Origin of the sequence: Halarcobacter mediterraneus (genome assembly GCF_004116625.1) — a bacterium.
GTDB classification, from domain to species: Bacteria; Campylobacterota; Campylobacteria; order Campylobacterales; family Arcobacteraceae; genus Halarcobacter; species Halarcobacter mediterraneus.
In genome coordinates, this window is sequence record NZ_NXIE01000003.1 from 327864 (window position 1) to 345683 (window position 17820).

Annotated in this window: 13 protein-coding genes; 6 read left to right on the forward strand and 7 right to left on the reverse strand. The window is 28.1% G+C overall.

From position 1 onward, the window contains the following. The first annotated feature begins 5 nt into the window (after positions 1–5). From rlmN to CP965_RS09120, 3 genes are all read left to right on the forward strand, one after another. Complete coding sequence (gene rlmN / locus CP965_RS09110; protein ID WP_129061781.1) at positions 6–1073, forward strand: 23S rRNA (adenine(2503)-C(2))-methyltransferase RlmN; 1068 nt, start codon at positions 6–8, stop codon at positions 1071–1073. A 99-nt stretch (positions 1074–1172) separates the two neighbouring features. Continuing rightward, a complete protein-coding gene (gltX, locus tag CP965_RS09115; protein WP_129061782.1) occupies positions 1173–2585 on the forward strand; it encodes a glutamate--tRNA ligase in 1413 nt (470 codons plus the stop codon). A 66-nt stretch (positions 2586–2651) separates the two neighbouring features. Next, positions 2652–2918, forward strand: coding sequence for an RNA recognition motif domain-containing protein (locus tag CP965_RS09120; protein ID WP_129061783.1), 267 nt, complete (start codon positions 2652–2654; stop codon positions 2916–2918). Between the two features lie 211 nt (positions 2919–3129). Here the strand turns inward: CP965_RS09120 and CP965_RS09125 are convergent, their stop codons facing one another. The 5 genes from CP965_RS09125 to CP965_RS09145 form a co-directional block, all read right to left on the reverse strand. Beyond that, positions 3130–6231, reverse strand: coding sequence for an efflux RND transporter permease subunit (locus CP965_RS09125; protein WP_129061784.1), 3102 nt, complete (start codon positions 6229–6231; stop codon positions 3130–3132). Positions 6232–6245: 14 nt separating this feature from the next. Further along, the gene (locus CP965_RS09130; protein WP_129061785.1) at positions 6246–7250 is read right to left on the reverse strand and encodes an efflux RND transporter periplasmic adaptor subunit; all 1005 of its coding nucleotides are present in this window, start codon (positions 7248–7250) and stop codon (positions 6246–6248) included. Continuing rightward, the gene (locus CP965_RS09135) at positions 7247–8449 is read right to left on the reverse strand and encodes a TolC family protein (RefSeq protein WP_129061786.1); all 1203 of its coding nucleotides are present in this window, start codon (positions 8447–8449) and stop codon (positions 7247–7249) included. The genes CP965_RS09130 and CP965_RS09135 overlap by 4 nt, the downstream gene beginning before the upstream one ends. Continuing rightward, positions 8449–8829 (reverse strand): FixH family protein, encoded by a 381-nt coding sequence (locus tag CP965_RS09140; RefSeq protein ID WP_129061787.1) that lies wholly within the window; start codon positions 8827–8829, stop codon positions 8449–8451. Before CP965_RS09140 ends, CP965_RS09135 begins: the two co-directional genes overlap by 1 nt. A 61-nt stretch (positions 8830–8890) precedes the next feature. Continuing rightward, the gene (locus CP965_RS09145; protein ID WP_206732282.1) at positions 8891–10078 is read right to left on the reverse strand and encodes a sensor histidine kinase; all 1188 of its coding nucleotides are present in this window, start codon (positions 10076–10078) and stop codon (positions 8891–8893) included. A 46-nt stretch (positions 10079–10124) separates the two neighbouring features. Here CP965_RS09145 and CP965_RS09150 point away from each other — a divergent pair, with 46 nt between their 5' ends. From CP965_RS09150 to CP965_RS09160, 3 genes are all read left to right on the forward strand, one after another. Beyond that, positions 10125–10784: a response regulator transcription factor gene (locus CP965_RS09150; RefSeq protein WP_129061788.1), complete on the forward strand. Its 660-nt coding sequence runs from the start codon at positions 10125–10127 to the stop codon at positions 10782–10784. Between the two features lie 76 nt (positions 10785–10860). Continuing rightward, the gene (locus CP965_RS09155) at positions 10861–11736 is read left to right on the forward strand and encodes a sulfurtransferase (RefSeq protein WP_129061789.1); all 876 of its coding nucleotides are present in this window, start codon (positions 10861–10863) and stop codon (positions 11734–11736) included. After that, complete coding sequence (locus CP965_RS09160) at positions 11736–14123, forward strand: sensor domain-containing protein (protein WP_129061790.1); 2388 nt, start codon at positions 11736–11738, stop codon at positions 14121–14123. Before CP965_RS09155 ends, CP965_RS09160 begins: the two co-directional genes overlap by 1 nt. Positions 14124–14318: 195 nt before the next feature. Here CP965_RS09160 and CP965_RS09165 read toward each other — a convergent pair whose 3' ends face one another. Together CP965_RS09165 and CP965_RS09170 are read right to left on the reverse strand one after the other, a co-directional pair. Next, positions 14319–15338 carry a ribonucleotide-diphosphate reductase subunit beta gene (locus CP965_RS09165; protein WP_129061791.1) on the reverse strand — a complete coding sequence of 340 codons (1020 nt, stop codon included), beginning with the start codon at positions 15336–15338 and terminating at the stop codon, positions 14319–14321. Between the two features lie 73 nt (positions 15339–15411). Continuing rightward, positions 15412–17796, reverse strand: coding sequence for a ribonucleoside-diphosphate reductase subunit alpha (locus tag CP965_RS09170; protein ID WP_129061792.1), 2385 nt, complete (start codon positions 17794–17796; stop codon positions 15412–15414). Positions 17797–17820 lie beyond the last annotated feature (24 nt).

Consider the following 17820-nt stretch of genomic DNA (forward strand, 5'->3'; position numbering starts at 1 on the left):
AAGCTATGAGTACAATCTATGATTTCACATTAGATGAATTAAAAGAAAAATTAAAACCAAGCTTCAGAGCAAAGCAAGTTTATAATTGGATATATAAAAAATATGTAACATCTTATGATGAGATGAAAAATATCCCAAATGATTTAAAAGAGCAATTAAAAGAAAACTATGAAATAGATATTCTAAAAATAGTTAAAAAAGAAAAAAGTCTTGATGGAAGTATTAAATATCTTTTTCAATTAAAAGATAGACACACAGTTGAATCTGTTTTATTACTTATGAAAGAAAAAAAAGTAAATGAAGATGGTTCTATTGAAAGAGGAGAAAAATATACTGTCTGTATATCAACACAAGTTGGATGTAAAGTTGGATGCACTTTCTGTTTAACTGCAAAAGGTGGTTTTGTTAGAAACCTTTCAGTTGGAGAAATAGTAAATCAAATTGTTCAAATCAAAAAAGATAACCAAATCCCTGAAAATAAAACACTTAATATTGTCTTTATGGGAATGGGAGAACCACTTGATAACTATAAAAACTTTGTTCACTCTGTAAAGGTATTTTCTGAAGAAGAAGGTTTAGCTATTTCAAGAAGAAGACAAACAGTATCAACATCTGGACTATCTTCAAAAATTGAAAAACTAGGGAATGAAGATTTAGGAATACAACTTGCTATTTCTTTACACGCTGTAGATGATGAACTAAGAAGTGAACTTATTCCAATGAATAAAGCATACAATATTAAATCAATTATTGACGCAGTAAGAAAATTTCCAGTTGATGCAAGAAAAAAAGTTATGTTTGAATATCTAGTTATAAAAGATAAAAATGATGATATATCATCTGCACAAAAACTTTTAAAACTTCTTGATGGAATAAAAGCAAAAGTAAACCTAATTTATTTTAATCCATATCCTGGTACATCATATCAAAGACCACAAAGGGAGGATATGGTAAAATTTCAAGAATATTTAACCTCAAGAGGTTTATTATGTACAATTAGAGAGTCAAAAGGATTAGATATTTCCGCTGCATGTGGACAACTAAAAGAAAAGGAAACTAATGGAAGCTCTTGATTTAGCAATGTTAATCTTCATTGCAATAGTTGCAATATTTTCTGCAATTGGCTTTTTCAAAAACTACAAAAATAAAGACGATAATTAAGGAATATAAAAATGGCAATTACTAGATTTGCTCCAAGTCCAACAGGATACTTACATATAGGTGGCCTAAGAACAGCTTTATATAGTTATTTATGGGCAAGAAAAACAAAAGGAACTTTTAGACTTAGAATTGAGGATACTGATACTCAAAGAAATAATGAAGCAGCAATGGATGCTATTTTAGAAGCATTCGATTGGGTTGGATTATCTTATGATGGTACAGTTGAATATCAGTCAAAAAGATTAGATATATATAAAAAATATATTCAACAATTACTTGATGAAGGTAAAGCGTATTATTGTTATATGTCAAAAGAAGAACTTGATGCTTTAAGAGAAAAGCAAATGGCAAATAAAGAAACTCCAAGATATGATGGAACATGGAGACCAGAAGTAGACAAAACTCTTCCTGAAATACCTCAAGGTGTTGAACCAGTTGTAAGAATAAAATCTCCAAATGAAGGTATAATAACTTTTATTGATGGAGTTAGATCAGTTATGAATTTTGATTGTGCAGAAGTAGATGACTTTGTAATTGCAAGATCTAATGGAATGCCAACATATAATTTTGTTGTAACTATTGATGATGCACTTATGAATATGACTGATGTAATTAGAGGTGATGACCATTTAACTAATACAGCAAAACAAATTGTAATTTATGAAGCTTTAGGATTTGATGTTCCTAAATTTTATCATGTTCCTATGATTAATAATCCTCAAGGTAAAAAATTATCTAAAAGAGATGGTGCACTTGATGTTATGGATTATAAAAGAAAAGGTTATCTTCCTGAGGCATTATTAAACTTTCTTGTTAGATTAGGTTGGTCAAATGGAGATCAAGAAATTTTTTCAATGGAAGAAATGTTAGAATTATTTAATCCTGAAAATATAAATAAATCTGCTTCGTCATATAATGAAGAGAAATTATTATGGTTAAATGCTCATTATATTAAAAATGTTTCAAATGATAGATTAGCCAAAGAATTAGAATTCTTTGATTGCCATTTAAATGGACATGACAAAAAAGAAATGTTATTAGATCTTTGTAAAGAAAGAGCACAAACATTAATTGAATTAAAAGAAGCCATAGAAAAGATTTTGAAAGTTCCTACTGAATATGAAGTAAAAGGAACAAAAAAATTTGTAAAAGAAAATACTATTAAAATTTTAGAATCTTATGTACAAATTTTAGAAGAAAATAAAGATAAACTTCATTTAGCTTGTGATTATGAATTAATTACAAAACCTTTCATTGAAGAGTTTGAATTAAAATTTCCTCAACTTTTCCAACCAATTAGAATTGCTTTAACAGGAGGAACACAAGCTCCATCAGTGTATGATATTATGGCAATTTTAGGAATTGAAGAGGTTAAAAGTAGACTAAATTCTGCAATTAATGTAAATTTTAATAAAGAATTGTAAGATTTACTTGCTAATTATTTTTAATTAAGGCATAATATTATTACTTAATTAAAGGATAGTATAGTAATGAATATTTATGTAGGAAACCTGTCTTATAAAATGATTGACAGTGACTTAGAAAAGTTATTCGCAGAATTTGGCGAAGTAAAAAGTGCGAAAGTAATCGTAGATAGAGATACAGGAAGATCAAAAGGTTTTGGATTTGTTGAAATGCAAACATCAGAATCTGGTTCTGAAGCAATCGAAGCTTTAAATGGTAAAGATTGTGAAGGTAGAGCTTTAAGAGTAAATGAAGCAAAACCAAGAGAAGAAAGACCTAGAAGACAATTCTAGTCTTCTTCTCTCAATTGAGAAATAATCATAAAAACTAACTACAGTTGATATAATGGAACTTTTACTCATAAGGAGAAGTCTCTTTGCTGGTTGTTGGTTATATTATGTTTAAGTGAGCGCAAGTTCCACTATATCTGCTAAAACTGTAGAACAATTCTACACCTTTTTTGTGTAGTTATCGTGTGATAAATAACACAATTTATAAAAAATATTAATTTCCATAATTTTTTCTTCTTATTGTTACCAAAATATAAAAAATTGCAGGTATTATCACTAATGTTAATATTGCTGAAGAAATCATTCCTCCAATCATAGGTGCAGCAATTCTTTGCATAACTTCACTCCCTACTCCATCAATATACATAATAGGAATAAGTCCTCCTAAGATAGCAAATAGTGTCATAAGTTTTGGTCTAAGTCTTAAAACTGCACCTTTATAAACTGCATGGAAAATATGAGTATTATTAAGTTCCTCACACTTATCTGGTAGCTCTTTCATAGCTTCATGTAAATATACAAGCATTACAATAGAAGTTTCTGCTGCAACTCCAAGTAAAGCTAAAAAACCAACAACAACTGCAATTGACATATTAAAATTTAAAACTTCCAAATAAAATATTCCACCCGTTAAGGCAAAGGGCAAAGTAAAAAATATAATAAAAGTATATGTGATATTTTTAAGTGCAAAATATATAAGAATAAATATAAGTACAAAAGTTAGTGGAATAATAAAGACAAATTTATTCATTGCTGATTCCAAATATTCACTCTGCCCTGCCCATTCATAATAGAAGCCTTCAGGAAGCTTCATATCAGCAAGAATCTCTTTTGCTTCATCCTTGTATTGTTTTGATGAGATATCCGCTTTAGGAGTAATATAAATGAAGTTAACGTTAAGTGCTTTCTCTGATTTTATTACAGAAGGTCCTTCTTCATAGTTTAAATCTGCAAACATCTGTAAAGGTTGAAATCCAAGTTTTGTTTTTACTCGAAGATTAACTAAAGCATTTATATCTTCCCTTTGACTTGTTTCAAATCTTAAGCTAATAGGATATCTTTCTAATCCATCAAAAAGTGTTGTAACTTTTGAACCAGCAACGCCTAAAGAGATTGTTGAAAGAATATCATTTTTTGTAATACCATATCTAGCTAACATTAATTCATCAAGTTTTATATTTAAATAGTATCCAGAGTTTATTTTATCAGTTGATACTGATAAAGTTGAATCTAATTTTTTAAGTCTTTTCTCAAACTCTAAAGCAGTATCTTCTAACTTTTGATGATCATCTCCATAAAGCTTTATTCCTAAAGGAGTTCTAATACCTGTAAGAAGCATATCGATTCTTCCACGGATTGGATATGTCCACGAATTAATAAGCCCTGCAACTTTTAGCTTTTGGTCCATCTCTTGCATAAGCTTTTTATATGTCATTCCTTCACGCCATTGATTTTCTGGCTTGAAAGTAACTATTGTTTCGATCATAGCTAGTGGTGCTGGGTCAGTTGCAGTATCTGCTCGCCCTGCTTTACCAAATACTGTATCAACCTCTGGAAAAGACTTTAATATTTGATTTGTTTTTTGAGTTAATTCCTTTGATAAATCAACTCCAATTCCATAAGGAGTTACAGGCATATACATAAAAGTTTGCTCATTCATCATTGGCATAAATTCCCAATTTAACTTTTTATATACAGGATAAGAAAGAGCCAAAGTAAAAACAAAAAAAGCAACAATTAAATATCTAAATTTAAGTGATAATTTTAAAACAGGAGAATAAAGTTTCACAAAAAACCTATTTAAGATATTTTTATCTTCCTTTAGGATTTTTCCTTTTATAAAAAAAATCATTAAAATAGGAACAATCGTAATAGATAAAATTGCTCCTGCTACCATTGCAAATGTTTTAGTAAAGGCTAAAGGTGTAAACAATCTTCCCTCTTGTCCTGTTAAAACAAAGATTGGTAAAAAAGAGACTACTACAAGAACTAGTGCAAAGAAGATTGGTCGCCCTACTTGCTTTGAAGACTTGATTATAATATCAATTCGTTCTTTATTGGAAATGTTTTCTTTGCCTTGAAGATGTTTATGGGCATTTTCTACCATAACAATTGTTGCGTCAACCATTGCTCCAATTGCAATAGCAATACCACCTAGACTCATAATATTTGAACCTAAGTTAAAAAACTTCATTAATAAAAAAGTAATCATAACTGTAAGTGGCAAAGTAATGATAATAATAAGTGCTGACCTGAAGTGGAATAAAAATAGTGCCACAATAATCATAACTATAATTGACTCTTCAAGAAGAGTATTTTTAAGTGTATCAATTGCTTTATCAATAAGTGAACTTCTATCATAAACTTCAACAACTTCTACATCATTTGTTTTTAAAGTATCAAGTTTTTCTTTAACTCTTTTTATTACAGAGTAAGGATTTTCACCATATCTTACAACTACAATTCCACCAACAGTTTCACCCTGCCCATTTAAGTCAGCCATACCTCTTCTATTTGATGAAGTGATATTAACACTTGCAATATCTTTTACAAATAAAGGATTAGCATCAAAAGTTTTTATAGTAATATTTTCAATATCTTCAACAGTTTTTAAAAAGCCTTTTGCTTGAATCATATGTTCAAAACCATTTTCTAAAATGATTCTTCCACCTTTTTCATCGTTGTTAGATTCTATTGCTTTTTTCAAATTAGCAATTGAAATATCATATTGCACCATCTTATCTTGGTCAATAGTAATCTCATAGTTTTTAATAAATCCACCAATAGATGCAATCTCACTAACTCCATCAACACCCAAAAGTGCAAACTTATAATAGTAGTCTTGTAATGTTCTTAACTCATCAAGGGATTTAGTATCAGATTTTAAAGCATATTGATAAGCCCATCCTACACCAGTTGCATCTGGACCAATTGCTACATCAACACCTTCGGGGAATGCTCCTTGAAGTTGTGAAAGCTGTTCTAAGATTCTATTTCTAGAATCATAAAGGTCTGTTCCATCTTTAAAGATTACATAAATAAGTGCATTTTGAAATGAACTCATTGCTCTTACAGTCTCAATATTTGGAAGGCTCATAAGGTTTGAAATAAGAGGATATGAAACTTGCTCTTCTATAGTCTTAGGACTTTGCCCTGCCCACTTCACTTGTACAATTACTTGTGGAGGGGACAAATCAGGTAGTGCATCTAAGCTTGTATTTTTTATTGCCCAAATTGAGCCAATAGCTAATACAAGCATTGTAAAGATGACTAAAAATTTGTTCTTTATACTTTGAGAGATAATTGATTCAACCATAACTAATCCTAGCTCTACCAGTCGCCATCATCATCTGAACTATAAAGTCCATTTGTGATTGCATCTGAATCAAGTAAAAATAAAGCATTATTAATAACTCTTTGCCCTTCTTGGATTCCCTCTAGAATCTCATATTTATTTGATGAGATTCTTTTTGCAGTAACTTCAATAGGCTCATATTCTGTTTTTGAAAGATATTGAAAAACATAGTATTTACTTCCTTTTTGTAAAACTGCTGTTTTTGGTAAAGTTAGAATTTCTTCTTTAATTTGCTTTATATCAACTTTAGCAAACATGTTTGGTGAGTACTTTAAATCCTCATTATCAATAAGAAACCTTACATCAACACTTTTATTTGTCTCATCTATTGTAGGGTAGATATAATCAACTCTTGAGATAACTGCTTCATCAAAGCCATCAATATAAACTTTTGCTTTAAGACCTTTCTTTACAAAAGATAAATCCTTTTGATATACACTTGCAATAACCCAAAGTTTTTCTAATGATGCAAGTTGAAGTAAAAGACTTCCTTTTTTTACAAAACTACCATTATTAATCTCTTTTTTTATAACCACTGAATCAAAAGGAGAATAAAATGAAATATCAGAGATTTCTTCTTTACCTTTTTTAATTCTTTCTATCTCTTTTTTATTCACAGCTAAAGCTTTTAATTTGTTTACATTACTTTTTACTAAATTCTTATTAAATTTTTTTGCAATATTAATTTCTTGAATTATTGAACTTACCTCATCGGAGTAAATTGAAAAAAGAGCTTCATCTTTTTTTACTCTTGAATAAAGCTTATTAGCATCTAATTTTGTTATATATCCATCAAATCTACTTACAACATCAAATGTCAAAGACTCGTCAAAGGCAAGACGTCCATAAAAGCTTTTTAATGCCCCTATTTGCTCTTTTTGTACTTTGACAAGCTTTCTATTGAATAACTGCTTTACTTCAAGAATTTCAGCATTTAATATGCAGGCGCCTAAAAATAGGACTAGTAAGTACTTTTTCATTTATCAACCTTTGTGTAGTAAATAGAATTTGCTAAATTTGTAAAATATTTTTGTTTTTCATCAATTGCTTTTAGTTTATACTTGATTAATTCATTTAGGTTTTTTATCAATTCCTTGGAGTCAATTTTTTTTAATGATGAAAATCTGTTATAGCTTTCAAGTGTTTTTTGAATTTGATTGTATTTTGGAATAATGTTTTCATTTAATTTTCTATATGAATAAAAAGCATTATTTATATTGTTTTGTAAAATTTTAATTTGATTTGTAAATTTTAGTTTTGAGTCTTCTAAAATATTTTTGTATTCATTTGCTTTATGCTTTGCTTTTCTTGATTTTATGTCTTCACTTCCATAAACAGAAAGTGGAATTGCTACACTTATATTTATGTAGTCTTCATATTTATTATCTCTTTGAAAATATTTAACTGCTAAATTTATATCAGAGTTTTTCTTTTGCTTTTCAAACTCTGATGTAGTATTAAATTTTTCAATATTTTTTTTAATCTGTAAAATCTTAGGATGTGTCTCTATACTAGTTGTAAAAGTAATTTTTTCTAACTTAGTACTTATATCTATATCTTTAAACTTTGTATATGTTAATTGCTCTAATTGGAGTTTGTAAATTTTAAGATTGTTTTTTAGTCTTTCTTCATTTATATCAAGTTCATCATATAAAGTTTGCACCTTTAATATATCAATCTGACTTGCTTTATTGTATTTATAGAACTCTTCTAAAAGTTTTTGTAGGTTTAAAACATTTTGTTTTAGTTGTGAATAAAGAGAGACTTTTTGTTCAACTAGCTTTATACTATAGATATACTCATATATTTTTGATTCTAATTGTAGTTTTTTATCAGCTAAGACTAGTTTTGAAAGTTCATAGTCATCTTTTGCAATCTCTTTTTCTAACTCTTTTTTATCTCCTATTGGTATAACTTGATTAAGACCAATAAACTGAGCTTGCATAGGTTCTAAATCTCTTTTTGAAACATTATCAAATTGAATATCATTTGCCCCAAAATTTAAAACTGGATTTTGCCACTTTGAAGCTAAATTTATTTGCTCTTTTGTCAAAAGAATTGATTGATTTAAAGCTTGTAAAGAACTATTTTTATTAATAGCTTCCTTTACTACTTGCCCTACTTCCTTTGCATAAATAGAACTTACTAAAAGAACGATAGTAAGAGATTGCTTTAACATTATAAATTCACACTAGATCTAAGCTTATGTACTTTTCCATCAGCAGTTTTAAACATCAGATGATATTGCCAAGTACCACTCATTGTTAAGTTGATTAACATTTTATATTTACCATCAACTAACTTTGCTTTTCCTACATATTCCATATATGGCATTCCAGGCATTTCAGGCATGAAAAATTTTGCTTTTACTTTTGCATTAGTTACAGACTTTCCATCTTTTGCAAGTGTTACATAAAAATAGTTATCTCCAACTACTAATGACTTCTCAGACTTTAAAGTCACCTCATATCCATCTTTGCTACCACTTAAATCAATTGGGTCTGCATTTAATACACCTATTAAAAGTGCTATCATTGAAAATATTTTCAATAGTTTCATTTTGTCTCCTTGAGTTTTATTTCAAGAAGTTTAGTTTTTATTTATGGAAGATGTGTGGAAATTAGAAAGTGAAAGTAAAAGTAGTACCTACTTTAATCTGTGAATCTACATTAAATATTATATTATAAGTTTTACAAATATTTTGAACGATATTTAATCCTATTCCAAAACCACCCTGCTCTTTTGTAGCTCTGTAATATCTACTGAAAATATCATCTATTTTTTTGTTTTCAATACCAATACCTGTATCTTTTATACTAAGAGTAGAACCTTTTAAAGTAATAAATACTTCACCCTCTTTTTTATTGTATTTAATGGCATTTGAAAGTATATTGTTAAAAAGTCTTATAAAATCATTTTTATCTATTTTGTAGTTAAATTCTTCAAGTTCCGTGTGAATAGTTATCTTTCTTTTTAAAGCTATTACTTCAAAGTATTTAAGTTGCTCTTCTATTAAAGCTTTTAGTTCAAGTTCATGCAATACTCTATTTTCATCTTTCTCTTCTAAAAAAACATATGTTAAATCACTATAGATTTCTGAGATTCTATGAACTGCTAGTTTTACTCTTTCAAGTTGTTTCTTTGTAAGATTATCACTTTCTGAAGACATCAAAATAGCACTTATAGGAGTATTTAATTCATGGGTTGTATCTTTTATAAAGTTATTTAACTTTTCCCTTTCATTTTGTATTGGTTTAATAAATAGCTTTGCTAAGAAGTAAGCAATAAAAGAAATTAAAGAATAAATCATTAAAAAGATTAGTAAAACTCTTTTCTTAATATCTTCAATAAGTTTAAATACTTGTTTATTTTTAATCACTGTATAGAAGATGCCTAAATGTCCAAAAGTAGAATTATCAACTAAGATATATTTATTATCATTTTGATAGAAACCTTTCTCTAACTTTACATCTCCATTAAAATCCCCTAATATCTTCTGTTTATTTTTATCATAAAAAGCTATCTTATATTGAGGCATTTTTAAATAATTTTCTATTTCTAGTTTTCCATCCATCATATGTGCAAATATAATTTTTGAAGAGAGTTGAGAAGAGATATTCTCCATTTTTGTCTTTTCTAAATCAAGATGTAGAGTTTTTTCATTTTGATAATATAACAAGGATAAAAGAACTAATAAAATAAAAGATGAACCTAAATATAAAGATAAAAACCTAATAAAAGTTACTTTTTCATTTCTTGTTAAATCTATGATATACTCCTTATGAAAATTAATTATAACATTTTCCACATAACTTACACGTGTAGTTTATATACTTAAACTTGGAGTTTAACAAATGAAAATATTATTACTTGAAGACGATACTTTGTTACATGAGATTATAGAAGAGTTTTTAGAGGAACTAACATATGATGTTGTAACAACTTATGATGGACAAGAAGCCTATGAATTAATTTTTGAGAATCATTTTGATTTACTTATTTTAGATGTAAATGTCCCTTCTCTAAATGGTTTTGATTTGTTAGAAAATTTAAAAGCTAATGCTATGGATATTCCAACTATTTTTATAACTTCACTGCATACTACAAAAGATATGGAAAAAGGGTTTAATGTAGGAGCAGATGATTATATTAAAAAACCTTTTCACTTAAGTGAATTAAAACTTAGAATTGAAAATATAAAAAGACTAAGAAAAATAGAATCAAAAGAAGTAGAAAAAATAAATGAATCGATATCCTATAATTTTTCTTCAAAATCACTCATAGTAAATAATAATAAATTTCAACTCTCAAAAACAGAGTCAAAAGTTTTTGAATACTTGTTAAAACACTCAAATAAAGCAGTTTCAATTGAAGAGCTTACTTTAAACAACTGGTTATATGATGAGCTTCCAACTGATACAACAATTAGAACATATATAAAAAATTTACGTAAAGTATTAGGAAAGGACTCTATTATAAATATAAAAGGAATAGGATATAAATTTGAATTGTAATAAGAAAATAAATTTATATTAATATTTCTTATTGTAAAATAATAAAAGTAAATATTTTGTAATATGAAGGACTCCTATGCTTAATAGGTCATTAATTATAATACTTTTATTAGTAGTTAATATTTTTGCTCAGTACACTAACTTAAATAAAAACATGCCATCTATAGTAAAAACTACATGGATAAAAAAGAATATCGATAATCCTAATTTGGTGCTATTAGATTTAAGAGATAAAGAGGCATATAAAAAAGGTCACCTTTTAAAAGCAGTGAATATTCCTGCATTAAAAAACCTCTTTGATGAAAAACTTTTTATGCCAGATATTGAAAAGCTTCAAAACCTATTTAGTAATGCAGGAATAAAAAATGATTCTTTAGTAGTTGCCTATGATGATGGAAGCTTTATCTGGTCAGCTAGGCTTTATTGGATATTAGAAATATTAGGACATAAAAATGTTGGTATTTTAAATGTGGGGTATAAAAACTGGGAAGAAGGGACTCTTCCTATTTCAAAAGATGATTTTCTTCCAAATAAAACTAATTTTGTTCCAAAAGTTGATAATACAAAAATACAAACAAAACTAAGTACCCTACTTTCAATTGGTAAAAAAACTATCATAGATGGAAGAAAAGAATCACACTACTTAGGAAAAGAGTCTACAGCTACTAGATTTGGACATATACCTACAGCAAAAAACTATGCTTGTACTCAAAATTATCAAGTAACTAATACAGGAAATAAAATAAAAAATCTTGATGAGTTAAAAAAAGTATATAAAAATATACCAAAGGATAAAGAGATAATTCTATATTGTGACGGAGGAGCAGAAGCAGCATTAAACTACATAGTTCTTCAGGAATTAGGTTATAAAGCTTCAGTTTATGATGGTTCTTGGGTAGAATGGGGAAATGATACTCAAGTGCCTATAACAAACCCTTCAAAATTAAACTAATGACAAAAAAAGAGTACAAAGGGTCTATTAAAACTAGGCTAACCTTAATTATATTACTTGTTACTTTACTTACAGGAATATTCGGTTATAGCTCTTTTGTATATTGGAATTTAAAATCTCAATATGACAATGCTGTAAACCTATCAAAAACTGTAGGTAATATTTTAGGTCAAGATATTGCAAAATTAATTCTTCTAAAAGATATATCAAGTGCCGCAGATATCACAAGCAAATTAAAACACTTTCATAATTTAGATTCTATGGTTTTATATAAACTTTCAAAAGAGCCTATATTTCAATATAGTAAAAATAATAAGCATAGAGAAATAAAACCTTTAGAAAAAGACAATAAAAGAAAAATGACAATAAATAAAAATCTTTTATCTTTGTTTGTCGATGCAATTTACGAAGATAACCACTTAGGGTATGTCCAATTAAATTTCCAAGTGGTTACTATTTGGGATATTATAAGAAGAGATTTTTTTATGTTAATCTCTTCTTCCATCATCTTACTATTATTTTCATTTTCATTAGCAAATTTCTTTGCAAAAAAATTTACTAAACCCATTTTAAAGTTAGTATCTTTTTTAAATACCATAGAACTTTTTGATTCCTTAAAACATAGAATTTATACAAAAGAAGATAATGAGTTTGGAAAACTTTATGATGAAGTTAATTATATGTTGCAAAGAGTTGAAAAAGCTCAAGAAACAGAAAAAATAGCAGCTGCTGCTTTTGAAATAACTAGTGGTATGATGATTACTGATGAGAATAAAAATATTCTACAAGTAAATAAAGCTTTTACTAAAATTACTGGATACAAAAAAGAAGAAGCTATAGGAAAATCACCTGCTTTATTAAAGTCCTCTTATCAAGATAAATTCTTTTATGAAAAAATGCATAATACTTTAAACAAGTTCCATTACTGGAGTGGAGAAATCTATAATAAACGAAAGAATGGAACTATCTTCCCTGAACACTTAACTATTCAAGCTGTATTAGATGATAACTCTAAATTAATCTATTATGTTGCTTCATTTATAGACTTAACTGTTCAAAAAGAGAGTGAAGCAAAAATAAAATATTTACAACAATATGATTCATTAACAGGTCTGGCAAATAAAGATTTATTAATTAGTAAAATCCAAAAACATATTGATGAAAAAAAACAAGAAGATTGGGGAATATTACTTTGTTTAGATTTTAAAGACTTTAAAATTATAAATGAAGCATATGGACACAATGTTGGGGACTTAATCTTACAAATTATTACAAAAAAACTTAAAGAAAGTTTTGAAGATTCTGATTTAATATCTAGAATAGGCGCAGATGAATTTGTTATTTGGTTTTCAAGTATAGAAAAAAGTAAAAGTGCTGCTTCTATTGAAGCAAAAATATTAGCAGAATTTTTAGTTTCTAAGCTCTCTGAATCAATAGTTTTTGAAGATAAAGTCATAAATAATATCCCTTATGTAGGAATAGCTTTATATGATGAAGACCTCCTTAATGCCAATGAATTATTTAAACAAGCAGATACAGCTTTACATCTTGCAAAGAAAAATGAACAAAGTTTTGCTTTCTTTGATAGACAAGCAAATAATATCGCACAAGCTCATTTAGATACTTATTCACAACTTCATAAAGCAATAGAATATAAAGAATTTGAATTATACTATCAACTACAATATACAGAAGATAATAAAATATTTGGAGCAGAAGCTTTAATTAGATGGAATCATCCAACAAGAGGTCGTATTTCCCCTGATGATTTTATTCCTATTGCTGAAAAAACAACATTAATTTTACCTATTACATCTTGGGTAATAAATACAGCTTGTATACAACTAAAACAATGGCAAAAAAATGATTATACGAAAGATTGGGTATTAGCAATTAATATAAGTGCAAAACAATTCTTAGAAGAAAATTTTGTAAAAGAAATGCAAAACTATTTAAACATCTATAAAATCAAAAAGAATAGTTTAAAACTTGAACTCACAGAATCTCTTCTTGTAAAAGATTTAGATACTACAAGAGATAAAATGAAAGCACTTAAAGATCTTGGTATTCAAATCTCCCTTGATGATTTTGGAACTGGTTACTCTTCTTTACAATATCTTAAAAAACTGCCTTTAGACCAAGTTAAAATAGATAAAAGTTTTATAAAAAATATTTTAGAAGATAAAAGTGATATAGCCATAATAAAAAGTGTGATTCTTCTTGCTGAAGCTTTAGATTTACAAGTTATAGCTGAAGGTGTAGAAACAAAAGAACACTATGAATTCCTAAAAGATTTAGGGTGTAAGCTATTTCAAGGTTTTTACTTTGCAAAACCACAAAGAATAAAGGATATAGTAGCTAATAATTATAAATTGCTAAATAAGTGATTACTGCTGAACTATAATATACAATTGATAAACTAAAAAAAAGTATTCCACTTTCATATTTTGAAATCATTTCTTATCCTTCTTTATATTTAGTAAGATTATTTTATAAAGGATTGATTTCATTTGGATTACAAAAGAGGATACTTTTTTTAGTAAATAATATCCTCTTATAAGAATAATTTTTTAGAAAAAATTCTAAAAATCGTCGAAGTCGATAGAACCTTTTGAATAGTTTACAACATTACCCTCAAAAAAATTTGTTCTTTGATCATTAAATGAAGCATACCCATCAACCCAAGGGATTGGATGTTTTACATTATACATTGGCGTATAACCAACTGCTTCAAGTCTTCTATCTGCTAGATATTGAATATATTGAGTAATAATTGCATCTGTAAACCCTAAAATCTGTCCTTGAGTGATATATGCACCCCATGAAGCTTCAAGTTCTACAGCTTTTTTAAACATATTTCTCACTTTTTCTTCTAACTCAGGAGTAAATAAATCAGGTCTTTCTTTTCTTGTAGAATTAATCATATTTTGGAATAAAAGTAAGTGAGTTACTTCATCTCTTTGAATAAATCTAATCATTTGAGAAGAACCTAGCATTTTCCCAGATTTTCCAAGGGCGTAAATAGCAGCAAAACCTGCATAAAAATATAAACCTTCTAAAATTTGATTAGCAAACATTGCTAATACAATTTTTTCATCAGTAATATCCCCTGCTAAGTTATGATAAACTTCGGCAATATAATTATTCTTTTCTTTAAGTTTTGCATCTGTTTTCCACATATCATATATTTCATCTGTATTATCAGAAATCGATTCTACCATTACAGCATATGACTTTGAGTGATTTGCTTCTTCATATGATTGTCTTGACAAACACGCATTAATCTCAGGTACTGTAATATACGGATTGATATTATCCATCAAATTATTTGTTTGTAAAGAATCCATAAAGATTAATTGAGAAAGAACTAAATCATACATTCTTTTCTCTGCTACAGTTAAATATTTATAGTCTTTAGCATCACCTGTCATTTGAACTTCCCTTGGAAACCAAGTATTAGCTTCCATCATATCCCAAAGGTTTAATGCCCATTGATATTTAACTTTAGTAAAGTTAATCATTCCATCTGGATTACCTCCAAAGATTCTTCTTTCATTAAAAGTTTCTCTAGAGTCTGGGTTATATATTGTTTTTCTTCCCACTTAATATTCCTTGTTTTTTTTCATATATTATTTTTTCTACAAAACATTTGTATGAAAAAAATGGCAGTTTATCTTATTGACAACCTGCACACTCCATACTTCTGTCTTCAACATCATTTGAAGCTTCTGGAGATTGTGATCTTAAATAATAAGTAGACTTAAGACCCAATTTCCAAGCTGTAGTATAAATCTCATGTAAATATCTACCACTTGCTTTTTCTAAACTCATAAAAATATTTGTACTTTGCCCTTGATCTATCCATTTTTGTCTAACTGAAGCAGCTTTAATAATATCTATTTGATCTATTTCATAAGCTGGAGTATAAAACTGCCAAGTTTCAGGACTAAGATTTGGTACAACAACAGGAATTAGTCCTGATAAATTTTCTTCATACCATTTTCTTTTGTAAACTGGTTCAATAGCTTGCGTAGTACCTACTAAAATAGAAATTGATGATGTAGGTGCAATAGCCATTAAGTAACCATTTCTCATACCATTTGATTTAACTTGTTCTCTTAATGAGTCCCAATCATATCCTGCATCAAATAAATCTTTGTCTACAAGAGCATTTACAGCTTGAGGAGCATGATCATGAGGCATAATACCTTTTGACCAGTTTGAACCTTCATAAGTAGGATAAACACCCTTCTCTACAGCAAGTTCAGAAGAAGATTTAATTGCATTATATGAAATAGATTCCATTATAGAATCTATTTTCTTAAGATGGTCTTTACTTCCCCAAACTACTTTATTTTCTGCAAGCATTTGAGATTCACCCATTACTCCTAAACCAATACTTCTTGATTTAAGATTTGTAGCTTTTACTTTTCTTAAAGGGTAAAAATTTAAATCAATTACATTATCAAGCATTCTAATTGCTGTTGGAACTACTCTTTCAATATGTTCTTTTGTATTTACTCTTCCAAGGTTAATAGAAGCCAAGTTACAAACAGCTGTATCTCCATCTGTTTTTTCTTTTTCAACAATAAATACTTTTTTACCATTTATTGAATCTAAAGCAGTTACTTTATTAGCTTTTTTCTTTTGTCCACCATCAACCTCTACTAATTCTTGTTCTTCATAAGTCTCAATTGAACCATCTTCAAATTCTAATTTTATTTTATAATGATTAGGATTTGTATTTTGGAAAATTTCTGTACAAAGATTTGAAGATCTAATGTGACCCACATGTGGATTAGGATTAGCTCTATTTGCATTATCTTTAAAACAAAGGAAAGGAGAACCTGATTCAAAATATGAAGTTAAAACTTTTTTCCATAAATCTTTCGCTTTAATTCTATCTTTAGTAATAGATTCATCTTGCTCATACTCTACATATCTTTTTTTGAATTCTTCCCCATTAAGTTCAGATAAGTCTTTTACTTCATATGGATCAAATAAAGTCCAATGAGAATCTTCAAGAATTCTTTCCATAAATAAATCAGAAATCCATAAAGCAGGGAATAAATCATGAGTTCTTCTTCTTTCTTCACCCGAGTTCTTCTTTAAATCAATGAAATCTTTGATATCCATATGCCATGGTTCTACATAAACTGCAATTGCACCTTTTCTTGTACCTAATTGATCAACAGCAATTGCAATATCATTTGTAATTTTTAAGAAAGGAATTACCCCTCCAGCTGCACTTTTATGGTCATCAATTACACCACCTAAAGCTCTAATTTGGTTCCAGTCCCAACCAATACCACCACCATATTTAGAAAGTAGTGCCATTTCTTTGTAACCATCAAAAATACCTTCTATATTATCTGGACTTGAACCAATATAACAAGAAGAAAGTTGATGTCTATTTGTTCTTGCATTTGATAAGGTTGGAGTTGCAAGCATCACTTCAAATTTAGATACTACATCATAGAACTCTTTTGCTCTTTCTTGTTTATTTTCTTCATTCTGAGCTAAGAACATAGCAATTGCCATAAACATTTGCTGTGGAAGTTCTATTGGATTTCCATCTCTATTTTTTATCAAATATCTATCATATAAAGTTTTAATCCCTAAATAATTAAATAGTAAGTCTCTACTTGGATCAATATAATTATTTAAATCTTCTAAATCATAGCCCTCACCTAAACTAGGAATTAGTCTCCCTGCTTCTTTTCCATATTTTAGATACTCTGATAAATGACAATATGGTTCACCTTTTATTCCATGAGTTGATTTTCCAACTCTATGATAAAGGTCAAATAAAAATAATCTAGCTGCTGTAAATGTCCAATTTGGAACATCAATATCAATTTTTTCAACTGCAGTTTTAATTAATGCATCCTGAATATCTGCAGAACCCATTCCATCTACAAACTTAATTTGAGCATCAAGTTCTAATTCACTTTGAGATACTCCATCTAAACCTTCTGTGGCTTCAATTGTCATTTTTTGGATTTTAGTAATATCTAAAACTTCTTTTCTTCCATTTCTTTTTTGAATCATTATTGCCATATTAATGCCTTATATTAGTTAAAT

Excerpts from the sequence above, each read along its gene's own strand:
- rlmN (WP_129061781.1), top strand. The coding sequence starts at position 6 with ATGAGTACAATCTATGATTTCACATTAGATGAATTAAAAGAAAAATTA.
- gltX (WP_129061782.1), top strand. The coding sequence starts at position 1,173 with ATGGCAATTACTAGATTTGCTCCAAGTCCAACAGGATACTTACATATA.
- CP965_RS09120 (WP_129061783.1), top strand. The coding sequence starts at position 2,652 with ATGAATATTTATGTAGGAAACCTGTCTTATAAAATGATTGACAGTGAC.
- CP965_RS09125 (WP_129061784.1), bottom strand. The coding sequence starts at position 6,231 with ATGGTTGAATCAATTATCTCTCAAAGTATAAAGAACAAATTTTTAGTC.
- CP965_RS09130 (WP_129061785.1), bottom strand. The coding sequence starts at position 7,250 with ATGAAAAAGTACTTACTAGTCCTATTTTTAGGCGCCTGCATATTAAAT.
- CP965_RS09135 (WP_129061786.1), bottom strand. The coding sequence starts at position 8,449 with ATGTTAAAGCAATCTCTTACTATCGTTCTTTTAGTAAGTTCTATTTAT.
- CP965_RS09140 (WP_129061787.1), bottom strand. The coding sequence starts at position 8,829 with ATGAAACTATTGAAAATATTTTCAATGATAGCACTTTTAATAGGTGTA.
- CP965_RS09150 (WP_129061788.1), top strand. The coding sequence starts at position 10,125 with ATGAAAATATTATTACTTGAAGACGATACTTTGTTACATGAGATTATA.
- CP965_RS09155 (WP_129061789.1), top strand. The coding sequence starts at position 10,861 with ATGCTTAATAGGTCATTAATTATAATACTTTTATTAGTAGTTAATATT.
- CP965_RS09160 (WP_129061790.1), top strand. The coding sequence starts at position 11,736 with ATGACAAAAAAAGAGTACAAAGGGTCTATTAAAACTAGGCTAACCTTA.
- CP965_RS09170 (WP_129061792.1), bottom strand. The coding sequence starts at position 17,796 with ATGGCAATAATGATTCAAAAAAGAAATGGAAGAAAAGAAGTTTTAGAT.